Below are 25,843 nucleotides of genomic sequence, written 5' to 3' on the forward strand. Positions count from 1 at the left end.
AGGTAAAATGTCCCTTCGACGCCTATCGGTCACTGCGGTGCGCAACCTGCACCCAGTGACCCTCTTACCCTCCCCCCGCATCAACATCCTCTACGGCGACAACGGCAGCGGCAAGACCAGCGTGCTCGAGGCCGTTCACCTGCTGGGCTTGGCTCGCTCGTTTCGTAGCGTGCGCCTGGGCCCGGTCATTCAATATGAACAGCCCACCTGCACGGTGTTTGGACAGGTCGAAGTGACTAATGGGGGCACGAGCAACCTCGGCGTGTCCAGGGAGCGGCAAGGCGAGTTCACCATTCGTATAGACGGGCAAAATGCTCGAAGTGCTGCCCAGCTCGCTGAGATGTTGCCGCTCCAGCTGATCAACCCCGACAGCTTCCGATTACTGGAAGGGGCGCCGAAAGTCCGCAGACAGTTTCTAGATTGGGGCGTGTTCCACGTGGAACCTCGCTTCATGGCCACCTGGCAACGCCTGCAGAAGGCCCTGCGACAGCGGAACTCGTGGCTGCGGCGTGGTACACTTGATGCTGCTTCGCAAGCCGCATGGGATCGGGAATTATGTCTCGCCAGCGCAGATATAGATGAATACAGACGTGACTACATCAAGGCGCTGAAACCAGTCTTCGAACGCACGTTGAGCGAGCTCGTCGAGTTGGAAGGGTTGACCCTCAGCTATTACCGAGGCTGGGACAAGGACCGGGATCTCGGCGATGTGCTCGCCAATTCGCTGCACCGTGACCAGCAAATGGGCCATACCCAGGCCGGACCGCAACGTGCCGATCTGCGTCTCAGGCTCGGCGCCAACAACGCCGCTGACATCCTTTCCCGAGGACAACAGAAACTCGTTGTCTGTGCCCTGCGCATTGCCCAGGGACATCTGGTGAGTCAGGCGCGCCGTGGTCAGTGTATTTATCTGGTGGATGACTTGCCGTCCGAGCTGGATGAGCAGCATCGTCGCGCGCTATGTCGCTTGCTTGAAGAATTACGCTGCCAGGTTTTCATCACCTGCGTAGATCAAGAATTACTGAGGGAAGGCTGGCAAACGGATACGCCGGTTGCTTTGTTCCACGTGGAACAGGGCCGTATCACCCAGACCCACGACCATCGGGAGTGAAGGCATGAGCGAAAATCAAACGTACGATTCCTCCAGCATCAAGGTGCTGAAAGGGCTGGATGCCGTGCGCAAGCGTCCTGGCATGTACATTGGCGACACCGATGATGGTAGCGGCCTGCACCACATGGTCTTCGAGGTGGTGGACAACTCGATCGACGAAGCGCTCGCCGGTCACTGCGATGACATCACTGTCATCATCCACCCAGACGAATCCATCAGTGTGCGCGACAACGGTCGAGGCATCCCTGTCGATGTGCACAAGGAAGAAGGCGTGTCGGCCGCGGAGGTCATCATGACCGTCCTGCACGCAGGTGGTAAATTCGACGACAACTCCTATAAGGTTTCGGGCGGCCTGCACGGTGTCGGCGTCTCGGTCGTCAATGCGCTCTCGGAGCAGCTGGTGCTGACCGTTCGCCGCAGCGGCAAGATCTGGGAGCAGACCTACGTCCATGGCGTCCCCCAGGCCCCGATGGCGGTGGTGGGTGAAAGCGAGACCACGGGTACTCACATTCACTTCAAGCCCTCGGCTGAGACGTTCAAGAATATCCACTTCAGCTGGGATATCCTGGCCAAACGTATTCGCGAGCTGTCATTCCTCAACTCCGGTGTCGGTATCCTTTTGAAGGATGAGCGCTCGGGCAAGGAAGAGTTTTTCAAGTACGAAGGCGGGCTCCGTGCATTCGTCGAATACTTGAACACCAACAAGACGCCGGTGAACGCTCAAGTGTTTCACTTCAACATCCAACGTGATGATGGCGTGGGTGTGGAAGTGGCTTTGCAGTGGAACGACAGCTTCAACGAGAATCTGTTGTGCTTCACCAACAACATTCCTCAGCGTGACGGCGGCACCCACCTGGTGGGCTTCCGCTCGTCCCTGACTCGGAGCCTGAACGCCTACATCGAGCAGGAAGGTCTGGCGAAGAAGAACAAGGTATCGACTACGGGTGACGATGCCCGTGAAGGCCTTACCGCGATCATTTCGGTCAAGGTACCGGATCCCAAGTTCAGCTCTCAGACCAAGGACAAGCTGGTTTCTTCGGAGGTGAAGACCGCCGTAGAGCAGGAGATGAACAAGTACTTCGCCGACTTCCTGTTGGAAAATCCCAACGAGGCCAAGGCAGTCGTCGGCAAGATGATCGATGCTGCACGCGCCCGTGAGGCGGCTCGCAAAGCGCGTGAGATGACGCGTCGCAAAGGTGCGCTGGACATTGCCGGCCTGCCGGGCAAGCTGGCTGACTGCCAGGAAAAAGACCCTGCCCTTTCCGAACTCTACCTGGTGGAGGGTGACTCTGCCGGCGGTTCTGCAAAGCAAGGCCGCAACCGTCGCACCCAGGCGATCCTGCCGCTGAAGGGCAAGATTCTCAACGTCGAGAAAGCCCGTTTCGACAAGATGATCTCGTCCCAGGAAGTGGGTACGTTGATCACCGCTCTGGGCTGCGGTATCGGGCGCGACGAGTACAACATCGACAAGCTGCGTTATCACAACATCATCATCATGACCGATGCTGACGTCGACGGTTCGCACATCCGTACCCTGCTATTGACCTTCTTCTTCCGTCAGTTGCCAGAGCTGGTGGAGCGCGGCTACATCTACATCGCGCAGCCTCCACTGTACAAGGTCAAGCGCGGCAAGCAGGAGCAGTACATCAAGGATGACGAGGCCATGGAGGAATACATGACCCAGTCGGCCCTGGAAGATGCCAGTCTTCACCTGGACGAGTCGGCGCCTCCAGTATCGGGCGTTCAGCTCGAAGCCTTGGTGAATGACTTCCGCACCGTGATGAAGACGCTCAACCGCCTGTCGCGTCTGTACCCTGAAGAGCTCACCGAGCACTTCATCTACCTGCCGGAAATCACCCAGGCGCACCTGGGCGAGCATGCCACCATGCAGGCCTGGCTGCCCAAATTCCAGGAGCGCCTGAACCACAACCAGCGCTCGGGCCTCAGCTACAGTGCCAGCCTGCGCGAGGACAAGGAGCGCAATATCTGGCTGCCGGAAGTGGAAGTCACTTCCCATGGGCAGGCGAGCTACGTCACCTTCAACCGTGACTTCTTCGGCAGCAACGACTATCGCTCGGTGGTAGGACTGGGCGCCAAACTGGCGACTCTGCTCGGTGAGGGGGCTTATGTACAACGCGGCGAACGTCGCAAGGCCGTCACCGAGTTTAAGGAAGCCCTGGCCTGGTTGATGAACGAGAGCACCAAGCGTCATACCATCCAGCGCTATAAAGGGTTGGGCGAGATGAACCCGGATCAATTGTGGGAAACCACCATGGATCCGACCGTGCGCCGTATGCTCAAGGTCACCATCGAGGATGCCATCGCTGCTGACCAGCTGTTCAACACGCTGATGGGGGATGCGGTGGAACCACGCCGCGACTTCATCGAGAGCAATGCGTTGTCGGTGTCCAACCTGGACTTCTGATCGCTGTTTGCAGCTTCGAGGAATAGCTGCACGCTTCATGGCTAGACGAATGATCCGTTCTATCGCCTCAGAGTCGACGCTGACAAAAGAGCCCGCTTTCGCGGGCTCTTTTGTTTGCGAACTCGCTGGCGCTTGCAGGGCTCTCTCACCTTCCAGCACACCTGCACGGCGCTTGCCGGTGGCTGTCTCGAACTGAATCAATCGCAGGCTGGCACTTGCTTTTTGGTTACCAAGTTTAGCGAGATATCTCGGCTGCCCGTGCGCAAGCCTGGCGCTGGCGGCGCTCCAGGCGGGTGTAGACGACGCCGGTGAGCAGCAAGCCGAACAGCATCACCACAGCCAGCAGGTACAGGCCTGACGACAGCTGCCCGGTGTGCTCCTTGAGCGCGCCGATGCCGAATGGGCCCAGATAGCCACCGAGGTTACCGATCGAGTTGATCAGGGCGATGCCCGCTGCAGCGCTGGCTCCGGAGAGAAACCGCCCTGGCAGGGTCCAGAAAATCGCGGTGCAGGAGAACAGCGCGAACGCCACCAGACACAAGGCTGCCAGTTGCATCGCTGGGACTGTGAGCCAGGCGCTGAGAAACAGACCGATAGCGCCGAGGGCATACAGCAGGCCGAGATGGCCGTAGCGGTCATTGAGACGGTCGGAGCTGCGCGGCACGATCAGCAGGCCGATGATGCCGAACAGGTAAGGCACCGCCGAGACGAAGCCGGTGACCAGGTCACTGCCACCGAACTGGTGGATCAGCGTGGGTAGCCACAAGCCCAGACCATAGATGCTCAGCGTCACAGGCAGGTAGAACAGCGCCAGCAACAGTACCCGGGCGTCCTTGAGAGCATGCAGGGGGTTGCCATGACGGGTCTGGCCGAACGCCCGCAGGTCATTGGCCAGTTGTTCCTGCAACCAGGTGCGTTGTTCGTCGCTGAGCCAGCGTACCTTGGCCGGGCCATCGGGCAAAAACCGCAGGGTTGGCCAGGCCAGCAGCACTGCCGGGGTGCCGATGCAGATGAACAGCCACTGCCAGCCATGCAGGCCGTAGCTGCCATCGAGTCCCAGCAGCGCACCCGACAGTGGTCCGGTGACCAGCATCGCCAACGGCTGCGAAAGGATGAAGAAGCCTAGGATCTTCCCGCGATGGCGCACCGGGTACCACCGGGTGATGTAGTACAAGACGCCCGGGAAGAACCCGGCCTCGGCCGCCCCCAGCAGGAAGCGCATGACATAGAAACCGTTGGGGCCGGTCACGAACGCCATACCGATGGTGATCGCGCCCCAGGTCAGCAGGATGCGGGCGAACCAGCGACGTGCGCCGAAGCGGTCCAGCAACAGGTTGCTCGGCACTTCGAAGAGAAAGTAGCCGATGAAGAACAGCCCGGCACCGAGGCCATAGGCGACGTCACCCAGGCCGATATCGGCGCCCATGTGTAGCTTGGCGAAACCTACGGCCGATCGATCGACATAGGCCACCAGGTACAGCAGGACCAGGAATGGCATGAGTTTAAGCGTGACCAGGCGGACGAGCCGCTGCTCCTGAATCATGGCGATGTCTCCAATTGTTCTTGTAATGAGCACAGCACCTGGTCGGGGCTTTCTGGCAGTCCTCTGACCTGGTCGGACGATCTTATAGTATTACTATTTAAAACGACAAGCCTTCACATGAGCTGTCAAAGGCGTTAAATTCACCTTCATAACGATAAATAGTAATACTAATTAGGTGGCTCCATGTCTGATACCAAACGCCCGTTGCGCTCCGCCCAATGGTTCGGCACTGCCGACAAGAACGGCTTCATGTACCGCAGCTGGATGAAGAACCAAGGCATTCCCGATCACGAATTCCAGGGCAAGCCGATCATCGGCATCTGCAACACCTGGTCTGAGCTCACCCCGTGCAATGCCCACTTCCGCAAGATCGCCGAACACGTGAAGAAGGGTGTGCTGGAGGCCGGTGGCTTTCCGGTGGAGTTTCCGGTGTTCTCCAGCGGTGAATCCAACCTGCGACCAACAGCCATGCTCACCCGCAATCTGGCGAGCATGGATGTGGAAGAAGCCATTCGCGGTAACCCGGTAGACGCCGTGGTCCTGCTGACCGGCTGCGACAAGACCACCCCGGCCCTGCTGATGGGAGCCGCCAGCTGCGATGTGCCGGCCATCGTGGTCACGGGTGGGCCGATGCTCAACGGCAAGCACAAGGGCAAGGACATCGGTGCCGGAACCATCGTCTGGCAGATGCATGAAGCCTATAAGGCTGGCCAGATCGACCTGAACGAATTTCTCTCTGCCGAAGCCGGCATGTCACGTTCGGCAGGTACCTGCAACACCATGGGCACCGCGTCGACCATGGCATGCATGGCCGAGGCGCTGGGTACCTCGCTGCCGCACAATGCTGCCATCCCCGCCGTGGACGCACGCCGCTACGTGCTCGCTCATCTCTCCGGCATGCGCATCGTCGATATGCTCCGCGAGGACCTGCGTCTGTCGAAGATCCTCACCCGCGAAGCCTTCGAAAACGCTATCCGGGTAAACGCCGCCATCGGGGGTTCGACCAATGCGGTGATTCACCTCAAGGCGATCGCCGGGCGCATCGGTATCGACCTGCAGCTCGAAGACTGGACCCGCGTCGGCCGCGGCACGCCGACCCTTGTCGACCTGCAACCCTCGGGGCGCTTCCTGATGGAAGAGTTCTACTACGCCGGCGGCCTTCCCGCGGTGATCCGCCGGCTGGGCGAACATGGCCTGCTGCCCAACCCGAGCGCCCTGACTGCCAATGGCAAGAGCCTGTGGGAGAACTGCCAGGCCGCGCCGCTTTACGACGAAGAGGTCATCCGCTCGCTCGACAGACCGCTGGTGGCCGAGGGTGGCATCTGCATTCTGCGCGGTAACCTCGCGCCCAAAGGTGCGGTGCTCAAGCCCTCGGCGGCGACTCCGGCGTTGATGCAGCACCGTGGCCGGGCCGTGGTGTTCGAGAACTTCGAGGACTACAAGGCGCGCATCAACGACCCAGAACTGGATGTGGATGCCAACTCGATCCTGGTGATGAAGTACTGCGGGCCAAAGGGCTATCCCGGCATGGCCGAGGTGGGCAACATGGGCCTGCCGACCAAGCTGTTGGCTCAGGGCGTCACCGATATGGTGCGTATTTCCGATGCCCGCATGAGCGGCACCGCCTACGGCACCGTGGTTCTGCACGTGGCCCCGGAAGCCGCCGCCGGAGGCCCGTTGGCGGCAGTGCGCGAAGGCGACTGGATCGAATTGGACTGCGAGAAAGGTCGACTGAACCTGGAGGTGTCCGACGAGGAACTGGCAGGCCGCCTGGCCGACCTGCAAGCGCCGCCGCAGCTGATCAGTGGCGGCTATGCGAAATTGTACCTGGATCACGTGATGCAGGCCGACGAAGGCTGTGACTTCGACTTTCTGGTGGGCTGTCGCGGTTCGGCGGTGCCCAAGCATTCGCATTGAGTCACGCAACATCACCTGCTTTCCTGGGGCCGCTGTGCGGCCCTTTCGCGACACAAGGCGATTCCCACACGCTATGATGCGTAGCTCCAGCCGAAGGATCGCCCTCGCCACACATGAACTACCGCCAGCCCACCACGCGCAAGAGCATGCACGCCACCCTGGTCCAGGACCTTGGCCTGCAGATCGTCTCCGGGCAACTCGCGCCTGGGCAGAAACTGCCCTCCGAGGCCAGCCTGTGCGAAACCTATGCGATCAGCCGGCCGGTGTTTCGTGAAGCCATGCGCGCCCTCACTGCGAAAGGCTTGGTGGAGGCCCGTCCACGGGTCGGTACCCAGGTGCGACCGCGCCATGATTGGCACATGCTCGACCCCGACGTACTGCACTGGCTGATGCAGGCCACGCCACAACAGGAGTTCTTCAACACCCTGTCCAGCGTTCGCCTGATCATCGAACCCGCCGCCGCCGCACTGGCGGCCACCAACGCCACGGCCGAGGACGTCGACTCGATCGGCGAGGCCTACCGGCGAATGGAGAATGCGCGCAATCACGAAGAGCGTCTGCAGCCAGACCTGGACTTCCATTCCCGCATTGCCGATGCGACCCACAACGACCTGCTGGCGCACCTTTGCAACATGCTGTCCATGGCGCTGCGGGAGTCGGTTCGGTTTTCCAACCAGCGCGCGAACTTCGATGAGCTCGCTCTACCTCGGCACAAGGCGATCTACACCGCGATCCAGAACCGCGATGCCCTCGGGGCCAGGCACGCATCACTCGTCCAGCTCGAAGATGCTCGTGTGGCCTTGAGCAAAATGCTTGGGAAAGATCCGGCTATTCGAGGTGAGCTCAATTGAGTACGCCGGTTTTTGCGCCTTGATCAGAGCTTGAGCGATCGGATAGTCGTTGAGTGTTCGCAAACTCAACGTTAGACAAGACCCACGATCACCCTCCTCTTTCTCCCGCTCGGCGCACTGGACGAAACCGGCCGTGAATCGTAGTGTACGGTCACCTGACCGCTCTTCGACTGGGAGACCTGTATGAGTACGACATCGAGCCGGCTGGTGGTCTTGGCCGCAGTGAGCGTCTTGAGTGCCTGTGCGGCAAACCATTCAGCGCCATTCGCTCCCAGCCCCATGACCGCGATGGAAATGGATCGGCAACTGGTCGCTCAAGGCTCCTTGCCTGCTGCTGTGTTGGAAATCGATGCCGAGCTGGAAAAGACGCCTCCAGGCAGCGCGAAAGCGCTTGAGCTACAGAAGCAGAAGTTTGCGTTGACTCAGGCGCAGGTGAAGATGCTCGATGAGCAAATGGACCAGAACAGTGCGGCGACCCAGGAACGCGGACGGGTCATTCGTGAACTCATGGAAAAGGAGCAGGCCGAACGCGCCAGGGCGGCCGCGGCAGCCTACCAGCAGCCACAGGAAGAGCAGCGCATGTGCTCGGTGAATAACGGGTCCGTCACTTATCTAAGGCCCTGCTGACTGCCCAGAATGGCGACCACTACCACGGTGGCGTATGCCTGTGCACCGGCACCGAGCGGGAGGTGGTGGCGCTCCGGCATTTTCCTGGAGATGTAGGTTTCTGCCTCACTCGCCGGTGTTGTAGTAGTTGTCTACACGTACGGTGGTGGCGACACCCTTGAAGGCGGGCATCGGCTCGATGGTCGATATCTCTGCAATGTAATGTCCGTTGCGCCTGGCGTGAAAACCGCAGACCGAAAGGTTCGATTCTTCATCGATCGCCGCGTAGAGATGGAGACGACATACCGTGGGATCCGCGCGAGGGCTGGGCTTGCCAGAGTTGCGAGCGATGATCGTATCGGTGTCTTCGGTTTCGATTGGCACCTGCACTCCCCCTTCGTCGTATACGACACGCACACGCAAAAGCCGAACGTGCAGCCGCACGTCGTCGACTGCCGGGAAGTCCCCTGCGTGGGGTACGTCCACGCCGATCATCAGATACCGCCTGGCATCCACCACGCGATCAGTGACCTCGAACGGTATGGCGATACTGCTGCCTGCGGCATCGAGCGCGAACGGGGCTGATACGGGGAGCTGTGGCGCTGCGGACGTATCGCCAGGGGTGGCTTGCCCGCTGCTCGATGCGAGCATGAGGCAAATTGCGAGCAACAAGCTGTTGCCGTGGTTACCCCACGCCCGCCGGAGCGAATCAACAGGGTCTAGTTGGGGCCCCATACCCTGCTCCTGGGTGAGTCGGGCTGGCGTTGCGAGCCAGCGTCTGGAGTGATGCTTTGGCCAACCATCACCGACCCGCAAGCAAGGTACAGGTCCAGAGCAGCCCTGCGCGACGAAGAGCGCGCATGGATAGGCTCACGTGACATGGACTGCACACCCGACCCAAAAGGCGGTACCGCAGCAATGCTCGCGCCAACCAGTGCCGGTTGAACAAGACAGCGCAGCGGGCAGTGGAGCTTGGAAAGCGTTTGCCCAGATAACACGAACATACTCGACGTTCTGTCGGGGCGCATTGACTCACTGAGACGTCTTGCGCGCATCCAGTGTGATGGAGAAGGTAGCATTAGCTTCGTCCTCATACTGATCACGATTCGGCTCGCCCACATCGACACGATCCATGTGCCTCGTAGCGTAGGAGCGATTGGAGTAGTAACGCGTTACCGGATGGTTCTGGAATATATCGTCGTGAAACAGGGGCGCACTGAAATTCACGTTTTCGATCCACAGATTCGCGCTCACTGCCACGATTGACCACTGGCACACGCCCCTGTCGAAATAATCCTGGTCCTGAATCCGGTCAGTGAAGAACTCGAATGTATAACGGTTATTCCCAGAGCGCAGCAGGGTGAGCGGTACACGCTTTTCCGGCGGGACGGTTGCGCCCGTCAACGGCGTCAGGGCGATGCAGTCTTCGTTCTTCACCCGGTAATCTGCTATCGCTTCGATCCGGTCGAACGGCCCGGGCGAGCCGTCCACCTTTACGCTGACCTCATATTTCATTCGTGGATGAGGGTTGATCGTGACGTCCGGTCGAGTCGCGGGTTCGCCATGAGCGAACGTATGAGTCGCCAGGAGAGCGATGGGTAACATGCACGGTATGTGTTTCATGGCAGGCTCGTATTCTGATCAGGTCAGCGGCGAATGGGTTGTCGGGATGGGCACACCGCTGAGCGCCCGACAGTATCAAGGCAGCGTCACTGCGGGTAAGCGCTCCGGATCGAAATCGCTGAAAGAGATCTCGCCCAGGTCCTTGGCAGTGAGCTCGATCTGCTTCTGGTCCGTTGACTCCATGTCACCCACTTTGCGTACCACTCTGGAGAGCACCCATTTCAGCTTGTCGGGGACATAACTGAAGCTGAATTCATCCGTCCATCGCTCACGGCTGCCACCGGCTAAAACGATGGTGATACGCCCTTTTTCAATTCGCGAATAGGCATAGGGATCACCCGCAGCCCCTGCGCAGGTAGAGCAAGGCACCAGGTTCGAGTTGATAGCTGCTTTTCGCAAATCACCTGCGCTGTCACGCACGAGAAGCAAGACGCTGCGCTTCAGGTGTTCGCTGGCCTCGGATCTCTCGTCCAGCGGCGGATCGAGAATCAGAAGAACATCGGAGTGGCCGGCGCCCGTCAGGTCTCCCTTGACCGACTCGAGCACCCTGAAACCACCCGTCGCAAATCTACCGAGATCATCAGGATCTTTGTTTTCAGTGACGACTCCAGAGACAGGACGCGCATATGGATTGGTGCCTTGAGCCCCGGCGGTAGTCATGACACCCGCACAGGCGGCCAGCAAAACGGCGAGTCGCAGGCACCCTCTCATGAATGATGTTCCTCCGCGGCTCGAGCTACCGCTTGATGTCAAAGGCGCTAAAAGGCGAATGAAGTCCAAGACTCAAAGTTATTGACGGTTTCGACAGGGGCAAAAGAAAATCGTCGAACGCCTTGCCCGCCACCTGCCAGAGTATCGATATCATGAGTTCGGTCCGTTACGGCGTGGTCAGTTATCTTCTTTACACCCTGGCCTGTTCGCACGCTCAAGCCAGCGCTCATCTGTGGCCGGTGGAGTTGCTGCCAACCCACTACGAAAGCTTCACCCAATGCCTGGCAGTACTTCAGCAACAGGACCAGGATGACCACCAGGGCCTTGCAACGCTCGAAGTGCTGGACAGTGGCGCAACCGTAAAAAAGACACTACAAGGTCCCGGTCTAACGCATTCAGGCAAGGACACTGCCAGCTATCAGGCCACGGTCGGGTGGAAGACCCGACTACGAGTCGATGATCACATGCAAGCCAATTACACATCGGAAACCCGGGACATGCGCTGTGACGGCCCCACTCTCCACAGCAGCCCTTCAGGTGAAGCATTTCCCGCCATGCCCGAGTCCGAATGAACCGCGCTATCCGTCATGGTGCAATCAGCGCATCGCCCGGAAACTTCGGATCGGTCAGGCAACTGCGTAGCCACTTCTGGGACGCTTCCTCCGGCATCTCCGGATCCGATGCAGACAACGCGACAGCGCCGAGTCGGTCGTAGAGGTGCACCGTGTCCGCCGGAAAGTGGCTTGCGCTGTCATGCCAGCCTGATGCTTCTGCATTGTTCTCGTCTTCCGGGGAGCATCTGCTCTCGCCAGCCTTGCAGGTCGCCTGCAGTGTCGGCTTGGCGTCAATCACATTGGCCACTGCCAGAATTTCGCTGACGCTACCACTGGCCCAGTCTATCGATACGCTACAGATCCTGTCGTCGTGCTGATAAAAATGCGTGCCGAAGCATCCATAGGCGTATTTGCCTGACTGGGGCAGAAAATCACATGAGACCGACGTACCCGCGAAGGGGCCACCGGAAAACTGGCTGGCGAAGGCACGTTGATCCAGAACGGCCTGAATCATACGTGGATATCGAGCGTCGCCAGGCAAACGTTCGCCAAGTTGTCGCGTACGCTGCTGCATGACACTCAGCAAGATTTCGCGCTGGTCATCCTTGGTGTAGGACTCCCCTGTCTGTTGATCGGTGAGTGTGTCGAGGTCACCGAATGCGTCGTCTCGGGCCTTGATCCAACGACGCTGACTACTGACAAGCAGGGCACGAACGGCGGGGTCGGGCGCACTTTTCAGCAGCGCGGAATACGCTTTGCCCATTGCCGCATCGGCACTGACAAGGCGTTGGTCAGAACAGACAAGGTGATCGAGGCTGGTCGCTGCTTTTTTACAGTCCATCGAGTAAGCCGAGGCTGGCAGCACACCCAAGCCCATGACGATGCCCACGGCAACCAGGTGCTTCACATACCCTGCTCTTTTCTGCCCGTGATCACGGCCGCCGTAGGGCTGGCCGTTTCTCAAGGTTGTAACGTCATGCATGGCGTGCTCTCCACTCTCGTTCACTACATCTGGCTGGAGTCGGCGAATGTCGAATTACTTGCGCTGCGCTTTTTCTGGTGCACTACCGAACACCTGTCGCGAGGATGGCACCTCAGGCCCCGGTGTCTTCAGGCTTGAGCCCCATCGAATATTCCTCGATATCGTTACCGTCCACCCAACCGGATGCGCAATCACCCGTGTAGTGACCATCCGGTTCGAGGGTGCAGAGGATGCCGGTGGTCGGGCGCTTCCATTCAATCGTCGAGTCGGCGTCCTTGCACAGTTCGTTATCCTTGCAGAGCTTCACGGTGCGGGTTGGAATCGCCATGACCAAGGCACGAACCAGAACCCCACCCTTGCGTTGGGCCGCACGCAGACACAGCAACTGGTTTACCCCGAGGTGTGCGACGGGTTTGCCTGCGGAGGGTTTGAAGTTGTCCTCGAGCGTGACGCCCTGATCCGCAGTCACGGCGCCGAATACCATGTTCGAGGTGCAGTCGTCGCCCGCATCGATCTGCGTGCCATCGAGGGTGCAGAGGGTGTTGCCCTGCGGATCGAGCGTGCAGGTCGCGGCAGAGCCTGGTGATGACGCCTGCAACATCGCCTGCACGGCGTGCGTATCGCCTGGTGCGGCGCAGGCCACCGTGGCGGTCAGGAGTACGGCCAGGCTCAGCGCCTGTGCACACGCGTCACTGCCCCGCTGCCTGCTCAGAAAACGCCTGGCGTGGTCTTTGGCGCAGCCGACGATGACGCTGGGGCTGATGCTGATGAACGTGGTTTTCACGGAGCGCTCCTGAGCGACCTTTTGCCTGCTGGAATACATCTGAAGGGTTAAATCGAGCGGTGTCACCGACATGTCATTCTCCGTCAGATGGCAACCCATGAGGCGCACCTATCTTCACCCGCTCTGCTTTTACCCAACCGGTGTAGTCCTCGCCGTTCTTGGCGACGAAGTTGACCTCCAACCAGGACTCGTCTTGCAGAATCGAATACACGATGAGGGAATCACCGGGGACCACGAAAATTTTCTGGTTAGCGCAGGCTTCATCTGGTGCTGTGTAAAAGTGCACCCGTCCCGTACCGATCACCTCGCCTCCCCGGACGGGATGAAACTCAGGCACTGTGCTCGAGATTTTTTCTGCCAGCGCAGAACAGTTGACCGCAGCGTGGCCTAGGCTGCTGAACACACACAGGCAAAACAGGCTAGAACGCAGATGCATGGGCTCGGATTCCGTATCGAGGGTATTGGACGACCGAAGTCGATCATCTACGAGGAGACTGTGCGATCAGGGCACCTGTAGTCCGTTTTTCTCGATCGCTGGATCACTCTTCCACTTGAGCGTCGCGTCGATGAGTGCATCATCTTCCGTGTCGGTGAACTTGCCCGCCTGGCAGGTGAGGTGCTTCAGCGGTTTCGTCTGGCCTTCCTGGGCGACCGTCAAGCCACCCTCGTGAAAGTTGTTGGCCCCTGACATCGAGTAGAGGGTGTATTTCAAACCCCCACGGGTGAACGCGTAAGCATATCCGCCGCTGCCACCGCCGAGCATGAGGTGAGTACGCGTGAAGGTGGCTTGTTCATCGCTGGCCGGATATGTCAGTTCAGGCGGGGGCCCCACCCGTCCATAGCCGTAGTAGAAATGGCCCGCGCCATGGGCGACATCACCCGACGCACAGAGGGATACCGTTTTGGCTGTTCCATTGAGAGGACAGGAGAAAATGGGCTGATCGCCCATGGCGCACAGGGTCGGGGCCTGCGAGGCGATATCGGCGTGGGCCGCCAATGGCGCCAGGAGAGTGAACAGCAACAGATCTCGAGAGCACGGTTTCATGGATCAATCCGAGGGGGCGATTTCAGAAATGCGATAAGCGCAGACTGTGGGTTTGTTTCAGTCACTCGATGTTCGGTTTCCCGCAATACGCGAGTGTAATACCGGTATTGATCTGATGGCTTGAAAAAGCCACGGGTTTCACTTTTCGCCGACCCAAGCCAAGGCTATGGCAGTCCTGGCGAGTTCATCTGGATAGCGTGTTACAGCGTCCGCTAGTCGAGACCATGGATCAGCAATGAGCGGTCAATGGCCTTGACTACGCTTTCGCGAACCTTCGCGGCCAGGAACTCACTAGGGATTCTTCCCAGCGGACCATGAAGGCCGCGTGCCGGTCGGTGAGTAGCACTAACATAATCGCGAATCTGCAGGGCATGATCGCGGTCCCACGCCCAGAGCAGCCGGCCCCGAATAGGCCATTGCCACCACGCTTCATCCGGCCAACGCAGGTCGTGGACGAAGCGGGCGTGGCAGACCAGGCATTCAACCACGCCACGGCGCAGCACTGAATAACCTCCGTTTCCTACACCGCCGAACACCAGATACTGCTGGCCACTGCCCTTGGGAGCGCTCCAGGGCATCAGGTCAGGGAAGCGTTCCTCCACGAACCACCCTCCCCACCTCTGGAGCCGTTGCCCCGCAGGTGCAACGTTACTGAAGCGATAGGGCTCCATGAACAGGACTCGGCCGGTGCATCGTGTGCATTTTATCTCTGCGCTCTCTCGTCCAGCCATCACTGCACCCAGCGATCATTGGCGTTTGGATCAATCACATCCGCCGCCCCCGTCGCCTCCCCCTCCACTGTCGCCGCCCCCGCTGTCACCACCCGAAAAACCATCGTTGCTGCCATGGCCGTCACCCCCGCTTGCAGCGTCACCACGATGGGCGTGGCAGCTGTCGCGCTGATCGAGGTTGGCGGTCTGGAGAACCGCACTGGTGATCACCACAGGGATAACGGTACTGGTGGCAGGCGTGGGCATGAGGGTGCCAGTGTCGCTGGATGCTGAGTGAGGAGACTGTGTGGGGTGACGCTTGAACAGGCGTCTGTATAGGTAACGAATCATGTGTTGGCTTTCTGTTGCTCGACCAGGACTCAACGGTGCGGGCGCGACCACTGCCTGTCAACCGTCAGCCATGCATCTTGAGCCATACGCCACAGTGAGACACTTTGGATGCGAATGTTCCACGTGAAACATCGAGTGTAGGCCGACTCATAATTCCAGATCCTTGAGTCGTCGGTATAGCGTTCGCTCGCTCATGCCCAGCTCCCTGGCCAGCGCTTTTCGCGACCCCTTGAAGTTGTTCAAGGCGTGAGCGAGTGCGCCGAGCTCAGGCGCGGTTCGCTCGTGCGAGGGCCGGTTACTAATGACATCTATGGGATCCAGCACATGTTCAGCGCGAATGATGCCATCATCGGCGAACAGCCAGGCACGCTCGAGCACATTACGCAACTCACGGATGTTTCCAGGAAATGGATGGAGGCTAAGGCGTTCGATTGCTTGTGGATCGATCTGCGCCTGGCCTTTGCCAGCAATGCGTTGCAGAAGACTGTCGATCAACAGCGGCAGATCTTCGACACGGTCCCTCAGCGAAGGCAGCCGGATGGGAAAACCGCTGATGCGGTAGTACAGATCTTCGCGAAAGCTGCCGTCGGCCACCATGGACTTGAGCGGCTTGTGAGTGGCGCAGATCAAGCGAAAGTCCGAATGGACGGTGCGCAGACTGCCAACCGGACGAAAGCTTCCGGTTTCGATCAGACGCAGCAGCTTGACTTGCATCGCCAGCGGCACTTCGCCGATCTCATCGAGAAACAGCGTGCCGCCATGGGCCGCTTCGGCTAGACCGATCTTGCGCTGGGTGGCGCCGGTAAAAGCCCCTTTCTCGTAACCGAACAGTTCGCTCTCGAACAGCGACTCGGTGAGTCCGGTGCAGTCCACCACGACCAAAGGCCCACTGCTGCGCGGGCTTCCCAGATGCACTGCACGGGCGAACAGCTCTTTGCCCGTTCCCGACTCGCCTTGCAGCAATACCGGAATCTGCGCCGGCGCGGCCCGCTGCAGACTCGCCAGTGCCGTCTTGAATGCCGCCGATTGGCCGACCAGGCCTTGTTGCTGGGGCTGTGCCGAGGCCAGGGTAACGGTGGTCAGACGCTCGACGAACGCTACCACCCTGCCCCGCTCGTCGAGGATCGGTCGCAGTTCCACATCCACATGCTCCGGGCCACGCGGGGTATGGTGAATGTGCAGCACTCGCTCGGGCGCCTTGCTGTCCCAGGCTTTACGCAGTGGGCAATGTTCGCCGGCCTGGTCGCAGGGCACCGCATAGTGGTGAGAAACCCGATGGCACTTCTCTCCCAATGGCGCCCGATTTTCGGCAGCGAACTGGCGTCGGTAGGCGGCATTGGCGGCAAGAATGTTGTAGTCGGTGTCCAGCACGATGCAGGGCAGCGGGTCGTGCTCCAGGTAGGAGATCAGCGCCAGGATGGCGGGATGATTTGCAGCAGCGAGTTCTGACATGGGCTTACCGAGTAGGACTGTCAGCGAGGTTAGCAAGGACTGCCAAACACCGCCACAGACTGCCAACCTTCTGCCAGTTCGACTGCCAAACAGTCGGCGGTACTCCGCCAAGCGCGCGGGAGCCTCGGTAATTCGGGGTTCGATTGGCTGGCATGCATCTTGAAACAGGGTCAGTCCCTGCCTGTGGCGCTGCCCGGCTAGGCAGCGCTTTGGAGACTGCAATGATCATCGGCAACAACCTTCATGTGGACGCCCTGTTCGACCCGGCGACCTCCACCTTGAGCTATCTGGTGATGGACAGGGAAACGCGCCAGTGCGCCCTGATCGACAGCGTACTGGACTACGACCCCAAGTCCGGTCGTACCGATCGCAATTCGGCCGACCGGCTGCTCGAGCGGGTCGAGGCGCTGGATGCCCAGGTGCAGTGGATCCTGGAGACCCATGTACATGCGGATCATCTCTCCGCGGCGGCCTATCTCAAGCAGCAGGTGGGTGGCAAGGTCGCCATCGGTGCGCATATCACCCAGGTGCAGAAGACCTTCGGCGCCCTGTTCAATGCAGATCCGGGCTTCGCCCGTGACGGCAGTCAGTTCGATGTCCTGTTCCACGACAACGACCTGTTTCGCATCGGCAACCTTCATGCGCGTGCGTTGCACACCCCTGGGCATACACCGGCCTGCATGAGCTACCAGGTCGAGGACGGCGATGAGCGGGCGGTGTTCGTCGGCGACACCTTGTTCATGCCGGACTACGGCACCGCCCGTTGCGATTTTCCGGGCGCCAGCGCGCGTACCTTGTACCGCTCGATCCAGCGCCTGCTCGCCCTGCCCGACAGCACCCGCCTGTTCATGTGCCATGACTACCTGCCTGGCGGTCGCCAGATGCGCTACGTCACCACGGTGGCCGAGCAACGTGAGCACAACGTGCACGTTCATTCAGGCGTCAGCGAGGACTGCTTCGTGGCGATGCGCGAGGCGCGTGATGCCACGCTGGAGATGCCGGTACTGATCTTGCCTTCGGTGCAGGTGAACATGCGCAGCGGCCAGTTACCGGAGCCTGAAGACAACGGCGTGCGCTACCTGAAGATCCCGCTGAACCTGCTGTGAGCCTCGGCCCTTTTCATTATCAGAATCAAAGGACACCCCATGTCTGCCCTGCATGCTTCTCCCGTCCATCATCAAGTGCTGATCGTGGGGGCCGGAGCCGCTGGTATCGCCACCGCCTCCAGCCTCATCAGGCGTGATCCCACGCTGGACATCGCCCTCATCGATCCGTCCGCCGTGCATTACTACCAGCCTGGCTGGACGATGGTCGGTGCCGGCGTCTTCGAGGCCTCTTCCACGGCGCGCGACACGGCGGATCTGCTGCCCACCGGAGTGCATTGGATACAGGCGCGAGTGGTCGGCTTCGCGCCCGAGCAACGGCAGGTGACGCTGGAGGACGGTCGCACGCTGACGTACGAGCAACTGGTGGTCTGCCCCGGCCTCAAGCTCGACTGGAGCGCCATCGAAGGGCTCGAAGACACGTTGGGACGCAATGGCGTGACCTCCAACTACCGCTACGACCTGGCCCCCTACACCTGGCAGCTGGTGCAGTCACTGCAACAAGGGCGCGCGCTGTTCAGCCAGCCGCCCATGCCGATCAAATGCGCAGGCGCTCCACAGAAGGCGTTGTACCTGTCCTGTGACCACTGGCTGCGCACCGGACGCCTGGGCGCGATCAGACCTGCCTTCTTCAACGCCGGCGGTGTCCTGTTCGGCGTGGCCGACTACGTACCGGCGTTGATGCGCTACATCGACAAGTACGCGGTGGACCTCAACTTCAGCGAGCGGCTGGTGGCCGTGGATGGCCCGAACCGGCTTGCCACCTTTGAGCGAACCTTGGCCGATGGCAGCAGCACAACCCACAGCGAAGCCTTCGACATGCTGCACGTGGTGCCGCCGCAGGTCGCGCCGGACTTCATCCGGCACAGCCCGCTGGCCGATGGCTCGGGCTGGGTGGAGGTGGACCCGCACAGCCTGCGCCATCGTCGGTTCGCCAACGTGCACGGTCTGGGCGACGTGATCAATACCAGCAATGCCAAGACCGCAGCGGCTGCACGCAAGCAGGCGCCGGTGGTCGCGAACAACGTTCTGCTGGCCTTGGGCCGACCCGGCACACTGGCGGCCTACGATGGCTATGGGTCGTGCCCGCTCACCGTCGAGCGCGGCAAGATCGTGCTGGCCGAATTCACCTATGGTGGCAAGCTGGCCCCGAGCTTTCCACGCTGGCTGCTCGATGGGCGCGAGCCGACTCGGCTGGCCTGGTGGCTGAAGGCGCGGGTGCTGCCGCCGCTGTACTGGAAGGCCATGCTCAAGGGCCGCGAGTGGCTGGCGCGTCCCCAGCCGATGGCGGTCGAGTCGTCCAAGTGATCGAACATCAGCTGCTGGGTGGCATCCTCGGTGCGCTGATCGGTGCGGTGCTGGCGCTCACCGGCGCCGGGGGCGGGATCCTCGCGGTACCGTTGCTGGTCTTCGGCCTGGGCCTGTCGATGGTCGAGGCGGCCCCGATCGGGCTCCTGGCCGTGGGGCTGGCAGCGGCCGTTGGGGCGGTGCTGGGGCTGCGGCAGGGCCGGGTGCGCTACAGAGCTGCACTGCTGATCGCGCTCGTGGGGATCGCCTTCGCACCGCTGGGGCTATGGCTTGCCCATCGGGTGCCGAATGCGCCGCTGGCAGTGGTCTTTTCGCTGGTGCTGATCTATGCCAGCGCGCGCATCTGGCGCAAGGCGGTACTCGAACTGCGTGGTCAATCGCCGTGCGCCGCACGCCAGATCATGCCCTGCGTGCTCAACCCGTTGCAGGGTCGCCTGCGCTGGACGCTGCCGTGTGCACGTGCGCTGGCAGTCACCGGTGCAGTCTCGGGGCTGCTGTCCGGGCTGCTGGGTGTGGGCGGTGGCTTCGTCATCATCCCGGCGCTGAACCGCTACACCAACCTGGACATGAAAAGCGTCGTCGCCACTTCTCTGGCCGTCATCGCCCTGGTGTCGCTGGGTAGCGTGGTGAGTGCCAGCCTGGGCGGCGTACTGTACTGGCAGGTGGGCGCGCCGTTCGCCTGCGGGGCGGTCGTGGGCCTGCTGGCAGCAAGGCCCCTGGCCGCCAGACTGGCCGGCCCGCGTCTACAGCAGTTGTTCGCGCTGGCCGGCTGGGGCGCAGCCGCCTCCCTGCTTGCCAAGGCGCTACTGGGCTAGCAGTTGGTGCTGCTGTTCGGCGCAGAGCTTGAGCAGATAGTCCCAGACGACTCTCAGGCGCACCGACCTGTGCAGCTCGCGCCGGGTGCAGATCCAGTAGCTGCGCTGGATGGTCTCGCCGGGTAGCACCCTGACCAGCTCGGGGTCGTGACGCGCCATGTAGTTGGGCAGCACCGCGATGCCCAGGCCGGCACGAGCGGCCTGCTGCTGGGCGATCACGCTGGTGCTGCGAAACACCACGTTGGGCGTGCGGCAGAAGCTGTTGAGGAACAGCAGCTCCTGGCTGAAGATCAAGTCGTCGACGTAGCCGATCCAGGTGTGGCGCGCTAGGTCCTCACGGTGTCGAAGCGGTGCTGCGCGCTCCAGATACGCGGGGCTGGCGTAGAGCGCCAGGCGGTAATCGGTGAGCTTGCGAGTGATCAGCAGGTCTGCATTGGGCCGTTCCAGATGAATGCTGATTTCCGCCTCCCGGTTCAGGATGCTGACGAAGCGCGGGACGGCCACCAGTTCGACTTCCAGGCCAGGGTAGCTTTCGAACAGCGCCCCGAGGCGCGGTGTGAAGAACTGGATACCGATTCCTTCCGTCACGCCCAGGCGGACCTTGCCAAGTGGCGTCATGGCCTGGGTGATTTCCTCCTGCGCCAACAGTGCCACGTTCTCCATGGCTTCGGCATGCTTGAGCAGCGCAAGCCCCGAAGGCGTCAACTCGTAACCCTGGGCATGTTGAACGAACAGCGCCGTACCCAGGTGCCGCTCGATGCGCTCGATGTGCCGCGCCACCGTGCTGTGGGTGGTGTTGAGGCGCCTGGCCGCGGTCAGCAGGCGGCCGCTGCGGTGCAGTTCGAGGAAAAACCGCAGATCGTTCCAGTCGAACATGCATGAGCTCCCAGCGGGTTTAGAAAGGCCCTTCGGCGCCGGCGGCACATGCCGCATGCCAGGGCTGTGCTAAAACGCACAACGGGTGCGCGAAATCACGTGTTTCCACCACGAAATTACGCACTAAGCTCTATTGGAACAAGAACAAAAACAGGCCCGAGGCTACCCATGTCATCGACCGATTCCCTCTACGACTACGTGGTGGTCGGCGCCGGACCCGCCGGCTGCCTGCTGGCCAATCGTCTGTCCGCCGATCCGTCCTGCCGGGTGCTGCTGCTCGAAGCCGGGGGACGTGACAACTATCCCTGGATTCACGTGCCGGTCGGCTACCTGTACTGCATCGGCAATCCACGTACCGACTGGTGCTTCAAGACTCAAGCCCAGCCAGGGCTGGACAACCGCGCCCTGGGCTACCCCCGCGGCAAGGTGCTGGGCGGCTGTTCCTCCATCAACGGCATGATCTACATGCGCGGCCAGGCCGCGGACTACGACGGCTGGGCCGAACTGGGCAATGCCGGTTGGAGCTGGAAGGAGGTGCTGCCGGTGTTCAAGGCCAGCGAACAGCACTTCGCTGGCGCCAACGACCACCATGGCGGGGCGGGCGAGTGGCGAGTCGAACAGCAACGCTACAGCTGGCCGATTCTGCATGCGTTTCGCGACGCCGCCGAGCAGGTGGGTATCGAGAAGGTCGAGGACTTCAACACCGGCGACAACGCGGGCTGTGGTTATTTTCAGGTCAACCAGCGCAGTGGCGTACGCTGGAATGCAGCCAAGGCATTCCTTCGCCCGGTTCGCTCCAGGCCCAACCTGACCGTGCTCACCGAGGTACAGGTCGACCAGGTTCTGCTCGATCAGACTCGCGCCACGGCGGTCAAGGCGCGCTGGCAAGGCGCCTGGCACGAATTCCGTGCGCGCCGCGAGATCATCCTCTGTGCCGGTGCGATCGGCTCGCCGGGTATCCTGCAGCGCTCAGGTCTCGGACCACGCCGCCTGCTGCATGACCTGGGGATAGCGCTTCGGCATGAACTACCCGGTGTCGGCGGCAACCTGCAGGATCACCTGCAGTTGCGCTTGATCTACCGCATTCGCAATACCCACACGCTCAACCAGATGGCCAACAGCCTGTGGGGCAAGCTGGGCATGGGCCTGCGCTATCTTTACGACCGCAGCGGTCCGCTGGCCATGGCGCCGAGCCAGCTTGGCGCCTTCGCGCGCTCCGGCCCCGAGCAGACCCGTGCCAACGTCCAGTATCACGTGCAGCCGCTGTCACTCGAACGCTTCGGCGAGCCACTGCATCATTTTCCGGCCTTCACCGCTTCGGTGTGCAATCTGCGCCCGGCCAGCCGAGGGCGCGTCGACATCCGCTCGGCAGATGTGAATGAGCCACCGCTGATCGACCCCAACTACTTGAGCGATGCCCAGGACCTGAAGGTCGCCGCCGACAGCATCCGCCTCACCCGACGCATCGTCCAGGCCCCTGCCCTGGCGCAGTTCGATCCCGAGGAATACCTGCCCGGTGCGGCGCTGCAGACCGAGGAACAGCTGTACGAAGCCGCTGGCAAGATCGGCACCACGATCTTCCATCCGGTCGGGACCTGCCGGATGGGCAACGGGGCGTTGGACGTCGTGGACCACCAGCTGCGGGTTCACGGCGTCCCCGGCCTGCGCGTGGTCGATGCGTCGATCATGCCGCAGATCGTGTCGGGCAATACCTGTTCACCGACCCTGATGATCGCCGAGAAAGCCGCGCAGCTGATCCTCCAGGGCATCCCCAGCCAGCTCGATCTCAGCGACCGCAACACCGTATCCACCCCCTGACCGGGTGAATGCGAAACCGGCAGCCTGTAGTCGTGGCTGCCGACAGTGGAACAAGAACAATAATCACTGTGGCCTTCGGGCCGAGGACAGCGACATGTCGGACTACATCCAGCAACAGGGCGCGACCGCCACCCACAGCCGGCGCGAGGAGCGCAAGATCATCTTCGCCTCCTCCCTGGGCACCGTGTTCGAATGGTATGACTTCTTTCTCTACGGTGCGCTGGCAGCGGTGATCAGCAAGCAGTTCTTCGCTGGGGTCAACGACACCACGGCTTTCATCTTCGCGCTCATGGCCTTCGCCGCAGGCTTCCTGGTGCGGCCCTTCGGCGCCTTGGTGTTCGGTCGCCTGGGAGACATGATCGGACGCAAGTACACCTTCCTCATCACCATCGTGCTGATGGGGCTGTCGACCTTCGCGGTCGGCCTGCTGCCCACCTACGCCAGCATCGGCATCGCGGCGCCCATCATCCTGGTGGTGTTGCGCATGCTGCAAGGCCTTGCTTTGGGTGGGGAATACGGCGGCGCGGCCACCTATGTCGCCGAGCATGCGCCGCCTGGCAAGCGCGGGTTCCACACCGGGTTCATCCAGTCCACCGCTACCTTGGGGCTGCTGCTGTCCCTGATCGTGGTGCTGGGCAGCCGCTATGTGAGCGGCGATCAGTTCGAGACCTGGGGCTGGCGCCTGCCATTTCTGCTGTCCATCGTGCTACTGGGCATCTCCACCTGGATCCGCATGAGCATGCACGAGTCGCCGGCCTTCGTGAAAATGAAGGCACAGGGCAAGGTCAGCAAGTCGCCGATCCGCGAGTCGTTCACCTCCTGGCCGAACCTCAAGGTGGTGCTCACTGCCCTGTTCAGCATCAACGCCGGTCAAGCGGTGACCTTCTACACCGCGCAGTTCTACGTGCTGTTCTTCATGACCCAGATGCTCAAGATGGACCCGGCACAGGCCAATACCCTGTTGATCATCAGCGTGGTGATCGGAGCGCCGTTCTTCGTGTTCTTCGGCTGGCTGTCCGATCGCATCGGCCGCAAGCCGATCCTGATGCTCGGTCTGTTGTTGGCCACGCTGTGTTACTTCCCGATGTTCAAGGCCCTGAGCTACTACGCCAATCCGCAGATCGACGCAGCGAGCCGGCAGTCGCCGATCGTGGTGAGCGCCGATCCGCAGGGCTGCACCTTCCAGTTCGATCCGGTGGGCAAGGCGCGTTTCGACAGCCCCTGCGACAAGGTCAAGACGTTCCTGGTCAAGCAGGGTCTGCCCTACAGTTCGGTGGCGGCGACCGGCAGCGATGTCTCGGTGAGCATCGGCGAGCGGACCATCAGCGGCTTCGATGAAGCGGCCATGCGCTCGGCCATCGAGCAAGCCGGCTATCCGGCCAAGGCCGATCCGGCGCAGGTCAACCAGGCGATGGTGGTGCTGTTGATCGTGGCGATGATTCTGATCGCGACCATGACCTACGGCCCGCTGGCGGCCGTGATGGTCGAACTCTTCCCCACGCGTATTCGCTACACCTCGATGTCGCTGCCCTACCATATCGGCAATGGCTGGTTCGGCGGTTTCCTGCCGACGGTGTCCTTCGCATTGGTGGTGTATACCGGGGATATCTTCTATGGGTTGTGGTACCCGGTGCTGATCACGGGGGTGAGCCTGGTGGTGGGCATTTTCTGCCTCAAGGAGACCAAGGATGTGGATATCGACAAGGTCTGATGGTCGCTGAAACGCAGTCAGGGAACACAAAAAAACCGGCTATGGAAAGCCGGTTTTTTATCGCTCGAAAAAACTTATGCACGATTTCAGGAAAAATCCTTGAAACTAAAATAAGTAGCAAATACAGCCGCTTAAGCGGAATTATGGACAGGTAATCCCGAATTTGTTCACACCTTATCCACAGATATCAGGCAACCGGCTCCACGGGTGTCTGCGCCACCGGCGGCAGTGAACCCATGTTCCGTTGCGTGGCTTCGTTCCACGCCTGGGCGCGGTCGTTGAGTTCGGCAATGGCGCGAGGCCCTGTACCGTTGGCGTACATCGGCTCGCCGATGACCACCTCGATGGTCCCCGAACGCTTGCCCCAGCCGGTCTTGGGCCAGAACTTGCCGGCGTTGTGCGCGATCGGCAGGATCGGCAGACCGGCGTTGACCGCCAATGCCGTACCCCCGCGTGAGAACTTGCCCACCTGGCCGTACGGCACCCGAGTGCCTTCGGGGAAGATCAGTACCCAGATGCCCTGCTTGAGCAGTTCGTCGCCCTTGCTGGCGACATGACGCAGCGCTTCTTTCGGATTGTCGCGGTCGATGGCGATCGGCCGCAGCATGGCCATGGCCCAGCCGAAGAACGGTACGTACAGCAATTCACGCTTGAGCACCTGGCTCAGCGGCGAGAAATAGGCCGACAGGAAGAAGGTTTCCCAGGTGCTCTGGTGATTGGACAGGATCACGCACGGCTGCTCTGGCACGTGCTCGGCGCCGGTGATCTTGTAGTCGATGCCCAGGATCGAGCGCGTGAGGAACAACGCGCAGCGGCACCAGTACACGTTGATGAATCGGTAGCGTCTGGGAAACGACAGGAACGGCGCGATGAAGAAGCTCAGCGAGCACCATAGCAGCGAGCTGGTGCCCAGCAGCAGGTAAAAAAGAAAGATTCTGATCGCCTGCAGGATCGACATAGTGGCATGTACCGTTGCGGGACCTGCCCGCCTGATGAAGCGCGCCCGAGGGCGCACTCTTTAAATGAGTGCTCTGGCGATGGCCGCCAGATCGTCGTAAATCAAGGTGTCCTGGCCAACGCCCTTTTCCAGGGTGCGCAGGCCCTTGCCGGTTTTCACCAGCACCGGCTGTGCTGCGACGGCCGCGGCGGCTTGCAGGTCACCCGGGCTGTCACCCACGAACCATACACCGGCCAGCGGCGTGCGGTAATGCTCGGCGATGGTGCGCAGCATCCCCGGTTGGGGCTTGCGGCAATCGCAGCCGTCGTCCGGTCCGTGGGGACAATGAACGATCAGTCCGACCTCGCCGCCCTGCTCGGCGACCAGCTCGCGCAGGCGCGCGTGCATGGCCTCGAGCGTGGCCAGCGAATAATAACCGCGGGCGATGCCGGACTGGTTGGTGGCCACGGCCACCGTCCAGCCCGCCTGGCTCAACTGCGCGATGGCCTCGATCGAGCCGGGAATGGGGATCCATTCCTCCAGCGACTTGATGTAGGCGTCGGAGTCGTGGTTGATCACGCCGTCGCGATCGAGAATCAGCAGTTTCAAG

25 protein-coding genes are annotated in these 25,843 nt (G+C 61.2%); 12 read left to right on the plus strand and 13 right to left on the minus strand.

Annotated features, from left to right (window positions below; all coding sequences use genetic code 11):
- Positions 1–7: 7 nt before the first annotated feature.
- Both recF and gyrB read left to right on the plus strand, forming a co-directional pair.
- The gene (gene recF / locus IAE34_RS03435) at positions 8–1,111 is read left to right on the plus strand and encodes a DNA replication/repair protein RecF (RefSeq protein ID WP_200137451.1); all 1,104 of its coding nucleotides are present in this window, start codon (positions 8–10) and stop codon (positions 1,109–1,111) included.
- Between the two features lie 4 nt (positions 1,112–1,115).
- Positions 1,116–3,536, plus strand: coding sequence for a DNA topoisomerase (ATP-hydrolyzing) subunit B (gene gyrB, locus IAE34_RS03440; RefSeq protein WP_200137452.1), 2,421 nt, complete (start codon positions 1,116–1,118; stop codon positions 3,534–3,536).
- A 235-nt stretch (positions 3,537–3,771) separates the two neighbouring features.
- On the opposite strand, the gene IAE34_RS03445 is transcribed toward gyrB, so the two are convergent.
- Complete coding sequence (locus tag IAE34_RS03445) at positions 3,772–5,079, minus strand: MFS transporter (RefSeq protein ID WP_200137453.1); 1,308 nt, start codon at positions 5,077–5,079, stop codon at positions 3,772–3,774.
- Between the two features lie 183 nt (positions 5,080–5,262).
- On the opposite strand from IAE34_RS03445, the gene IAE34_RS03450 reads away from it, so the two are divergent.
- From IAE34_RS03450 to IAE34_RS03460, 3 genes are all read left to right on the plus strand, one after another.
- Positions 5,263–6,996 carry an IlvD/Edd family dehydratase gene (locus tag IAE34_RS03450; RefSeq protein WP_200137454.1) on the plus strand — a complete coding sequence of 578 codons (1,734 nt, stop codon included), beginning with the start codon at positions 5,263–5,265 and terminating at the stop codon, positions 6,994–6,996.
- Between the two features lie 113 nt (positions 6,997–7,109).
- The gene (locus IAE34_RS03455) at positions 7,110–7,847 is read left to right on the plus strand and encodes a FadR/GntR family transcriptional regulator (protein WP_200137455.1); all 738 of its coding nucleotides are present in this window, start codon (positions 7,110–7,112) and stop codon (positions 7,845–7,847) included.
- 183 nt (positions 7,848–8,030) lie between these two features.
- The gene (locus IAE34_RS03460; RefSeq protein WP_200137456.1) at positions 8,031–8,474 is read left to right on the plus strand and encodes a hypothetical protein; all 444 of its coding nucleotides are present in this window, start codon (positions 8,031–8,033) and stop codon (positions 8,472–8,474) included.
- 105 nt (positions 8,475–8,579) lie between these two features.
- On the opposite strand, the gene IAE34_RS03465 is transcribed toward IAE34_RS03460, so the two are convergent.
- Complete coding sequence (locus IAE34_RS03465; RefSeq protein WP_200137457.1) at positions 8,580–9,188, minus strand: hypothetical protein; 609 nt, start codon at positions 9,186–9,188, stop codon at positions 8,580–8,582.
- A gap of 51 nt (positions 9,189–9,239) precedes the next feature.
- Between IAE34_RS03465 and IAE34_RS24645 the strand changes: the two genes are divergently transcribed.
- Positions 9,240–9,398, plus strand: a complete 159-nt coding sequence (locus tag IAE34_RS24645; RefSeq protein ID WP_442793206.1) for a lysozyme inhibitor LprI family protein — start codon at positions 9,240–9,242, stop codon at positions 9,396–9,398.
- Between the two features lie 87 nt (positions 9,399–9,485).
- Here IAE34_RS24645 and IAE34_RS03470 read toward each other — a convergent pair whose 3' ends face one another.
- Positions 9,486–10,076 carry a hypothetical protein gene (locus IAE34_RS03470; protein ID WP_200137458.1) on the minus strand — a complete coding sequence of 197 codons (591 nt, stop codon included), beginning with the start codon at positions 10,074–10,076 and terminating at the stop codon, positions 9,486–9,488.
- A 75-nt stretch (positions 10,077–10,151) separates the two neighbouring features.
- The gene (locus IAE34_RS03475; RefSeq protein WP_200137459.1) at positions 10,152–10,787 is read right to left on the minus strand and encodes a hypothetical protein; all 636 of its coding nucleotides are present in this window, start codon (positions 10,785–10,787) and stop codon (positions 10,152–10,154) included.
- Positions 10,788–10,939: 152 nt separating this feature from the next.
- Between IAE34_RS03475 and IAE34_RS03480 the strand changes: the two genes are divergently transcribed.
- Positions 10,940–11,359 (plus strand): hypothetical protein, encoded by a 420-nt coding sequence (locus IAE34_RS03480; RefSeq protein ID WP_200137460.1) that lies wholly within the window; start codon positions 10,940–10,942, stop codon positions 11,357–11,359.
- A 13-nt stretch (positions 11,360–11,372) separates the two neighbouring features.
- On the opposite strand, the gene IAE34_RS03485 is transcribed toward IAE34_RS03480, so the two are convergent.
- The 6 genes from IAE34_RS03485 to IAE34_RS03510 all read right to left on the minus strand — a co-directional run bounded on the left by IAE34_RS03485 (position 11,373) and on the right by IAE34_RS03510 (position 16,665).
- On the minus strand, positions 11,373–12,323 hold the full coding sequence (locus IAE34_RS03485; protein WP_233630918.1) for a lysozyme inhibitor LprI family protein: 951 nt from the start codon (positions 12,321–12,323) through the stop codon (positions 11,373–11,375).
- Between the two features lie 112 nt (positions 12,324–12,435).
- On the minus strand, positions 12,436–13,107 hold the full coding sequence (locus IAE34_RS03490) for a hypothetical protein (RefSeq protein WP_200137461.1): 672 nt from the start codon (positions 13,105–13,107) through the stop codon (positions 12,436–12,438).
- Between the two features lie 73 nt (positions 13,108–13,180).
- A complete protein-coding gene (locus IAE34_RS03495) occupies positions 13,181–13,543 on the minus strand; it encodes a hypothetical protein (protein WP_200137462.1) in 363 nt (120 codons plus the stop codon).
- Between the two features lie 66 nt (positions 13,544–13,609).
- A complete protein-coding gene (locus IAE34_RS03500) occupies positions 13,610–14,128 on the minus strand; it encodes a hypothetical protein (protein ID WP_200137463.1) in 519 nt (172 codons plus the stop codon).
- A 236-nt stretch (positions 14,129–14,364) separates the two neighbouring features.
- Entirely contained in the window at positions 14,365–14,754 is a 390-nt protein-coding gene (locus tag IAE34_RS03505; protein ID WP_200137464.1) for a hypothetical protein, read from the minus strand.
- A 606-nt stretch (positions 14,755–15,360) separates the two neighbouring features.
- Entirely contained in the window at positions 15,361–16,665 is a 1,305-nt protein-coding gene (locus IAE34_RS03510) for a sigma-54 interaction domain-containing protein (RefSeq protein ID WP_200137465.1), read from the minus strand.
- 221 nt (positions 16,666–16,886) lie between these two features.
- Here IAE34_RS03510 and IAE34_RS03515 point away from each other — a divergent pair, with 221 nt between their 5' ends.
- The 3 genes from IAE34_RS03515 to IAE34_RS03525 are packed head-to-tail and all read left to right on the plus strand — an operon-like array spanning position 16,887 to position 19,891.
- Positions 16,887–17,771 carry an MBL fold metallo-hydrolase gene (locus IAE34_RS03515; protein WP_200137466.1) on the plus strand — a complete coding sequence of 295 codons (885 nt, stop codon included), beginning with the start codon at positions 16,887–16,889 and terminating at the stop codon, positions 17,769–17,771.
- A 39-nt stretch (positions 17,772–17,810) separates the two neighbouring features.
- Entirely contained in the window at positions 17,811–19,076 is a 1,266-nt protein-coding gene (locus IAE34_RS03520; protein WP_200137467.1) for an NAD(P)/FAD-dependent oxidoreductase, read from the plus strand.
- Positions 19,073–19,891 (plus strand): sulfite exporter TauE/SafE family protein, encoded by an 819-nt coding sequence (locus IAE34_RS03525; protein WP_200137468.1) that lies wholly within the window; start codon positions 19,073–19,075, stop codon positions 19,889–19,891. Before IAE34_RS03520 ends, IAE34_RS03525 begins: the two co-directional genes overlap by 4 nt.
- Here IAE34_RS03525 and IAE34_RS03530 read toward each other — a convergent pair.
- The gene (locus IAE34_RS03530) at positions 19,880–20,767 is read right to left on the minus strand and encodes a LysR family transcriptional regulator (RefSeq protein WP_200137469.1); all 888 of its coding nucleotides are present in this window, start codon (positions 20,765–20,767) and stop codon (positions 19,880–19,882) included. The genes IAE34_RS03525 and IAE34_RS03530 overlap by 12 nt on opposite strands.
- Before the next feature lie 168 nt (positions 20,768–20,935).
- Between IAE34_RS03530 and IAE34_RS03535 the strand changes: the two genes are divergently transcribed.
- Together IAE34_RS03535 and IAE34_RS03540 are read left to right on the plus strand one after the other, a co-directional pair.
- Entirely contained in the window at positions 20,936–22,585 is a 1,650-nt protein-coding gene (locus tag IAE34_RS03535) for a GMC family oxidoreductase (RefSeq protein WP_200137470.1), read from the plus strand.
- Positions 22,586–22,679: 94 nt separating this feature from the next.
- The gene (locus IAE34_RS03540) at positions 22,680–24,296 is read left to right on the plus strand and encodes an MFS transporter (RefSeq protein ID WP_200137471.1); all 1,617 of its coding nucleotides are present in this window, start codon (positions 22,680–22,682) and stop codon (positions 24,294–24,296) included.
- Between the two features lie 187 nt (positions 24,297–24,483).
- On the opposite strand, the gene IAE34_RS03545 is transcribed toward IAE34_RS03540, so the two are convergent.
- Positions 24,484–25,254, minus strand: coding sequence for a lysophospholipid acyltransferase family protein (locus IAE34_RS03545; RefSeq protein WP_200137472.1), 771 nt, complete (start codon positions 25,252–25,254; stop codon positions 24,484–24,486).
- 60 nt (positions 25,255–25,314) lie between these two features.
- The gene (gene gmhB, locus IAE34_RS03550; RefSeq protein ID WP_200137473.1) at positions 25,315–25,842 is read right to left on the minus strand and encodes a D-glycero-beta-D-manno-heptose 1,7-bisphosphate 7-phosphatase; all 528 of its coding nucleotides are present in this window, start codon (positions 25,840–25,842) and stop codon (positions 25,315–25,317) included.
- Position 25,843: the final 1 nt, after the last annotated feature.

This window comes from Pseudomonas sp. S30 (assembly GCF_016518545.1).
Taxonomy (GTDB): domain Bacteria; phylum Pseudomonadota; class Gammaproteobacteria; order Pseudomonadales; family Pseudomonadaceae; genus Aquipseudomonas.

Bases quoted from the DNA above. Each gene is read 5' to 3' on its own strand.
- recF (WP_200137451.1), top strand. From the start codon at position 8: ATGTCCCTTCGACGCCTATCGGTCACTGCGGTGCGCAACCTGCACCCA.
- gyrB (WP_200137452.1), top strand. From the start codon at position 1,116: ATGAGCGAAAATCAAACGTACGATTCCTCCAGCATCAAGGTGCTGAAA.
- IAE34_RS03445 (WP_200137453.1), bottom strand. From the start codon at position 5,079: ATGATTCAGGAGCAGCGGCTCGTCCGCCTGGTCACGCTTAAACTCATG.
- IAE34_RS03450 (WP_200137454.1), top strand. From the start codon at position 5,263: ATGTCTGATACCAAACGCCCGTTGCGCTCCGCCCAATGGTTCGGCACT.
- IAE34_RS03455 (WP_200137455.1), top strand. From the start codon at position 7,110: ATGAACTACCGCCAGCCCACCACGCGCAAGAGCATGCACGCCACCCTG.
- IAE34_RS03460 (WP_200137456.1), top strand. From the start codon at position 8,031: ATGAGTACGACATCGAGCCGGCTGGTGGTCTTGGCCGCAGTGAGCGTC.
- IAE34_RS03465 (WP_200137457.1), bottom strand. From the start codon at position 9,188: ATGGGGCCCCAACTAGACCCTGTTGATTCGCTCCGGCGGGCGTGGGGT.
- IAE34_RS24645 (WP_442793206.1), top strand. From the start codon at position 9,240: ATGCTTTGGCCAACCATCACCGACCCGCAAGCAAGGTACAGGTCCAGA.
- IAE34_RS03470 (WP_200137458.1), bottom strand. From the start codon at position 10,076: ATGAAACACATACCGTGCATGTTACCCATCGCTCTCCTGGCGACTCAT.
- IAE34_RS03475 (WP_200137459.1), bottom strand. From the start codon at position 10,787: ATGAGAGGGTGCCTGCGACTCGCCGTTTTGCTGGCCGCCTGTGCGGGT.
- IAE34_RS03480 (WP_200137460.1), top strand. From the start codon at position 10,940: ATGAGTTCGGTCCGTTACGGCGTGGTCAGTTATCTTCTTTACACCCTG.
- IAE34_RS03485 (WP_233630918.1), bottom strand. From the start codon at position 12,323: ATGCATGACGTTACAACCTTGAGAAACGGCCAGCCCTACGGCGGCCGT.
- IAE34_RS03495 (WP_200137462.1), bottom strand. From the start codon at position 13,543: ATGCATCTGCGTTCTAGCCTGTTTTGCCTGTGTGTGTTCAGCAGCCTA.
- IAE34_RS03510 (WP_200137465.1), bottom strand. From the start codon at position 16,665: ATGTCAGAACTCGCTGCTGCAAATCATCCCGCCATCCTGGCGCTGATC.
- IAE34_RS03515 (WP_200137466.1), top strand. From the start codon at position 16,887: ATGATCATCGGCAACAACCTTCATGTGGACGCCCTGTTCGACCCGGCG.
- IAE34_RS03520 (WP_200137467.1), top strand. From the start codon at position 17,811: ATGTCTGCCCTGCATGCTTCTCCCGTCCATCATCAAGTGCTGATCGTG.
- IAE34_RS03530 (WP_200137469.1), bottom strand. From the start codon at position 20,767: ATGTTCGACTGGAACGATCTGCGGTTTTTCCTCGAACTGCACCGCAGC.
- IAE34_RS03535 (WP_200137470.1), top strand. From the start codon at position 20,936: ATGTCATCGACCGATTCCCTCTACGACTACGTGGTGGTCGGCGCCGGA.
- IAE34_RS03540 (WP_200137471.1), top strand. From the start codon at position 22,680: ATGTCGGACTACATCCAGCAACAGGGCGCGACCGCCACCCACAGCCGG.
- IAE34_RS03545 (WP_200137472.1), bottom strand. From the start codon at position 25,254: ATGTCGATCCTGCAGGCGATCAGAATCTTTCTTTTTTACCTGCTGCTG.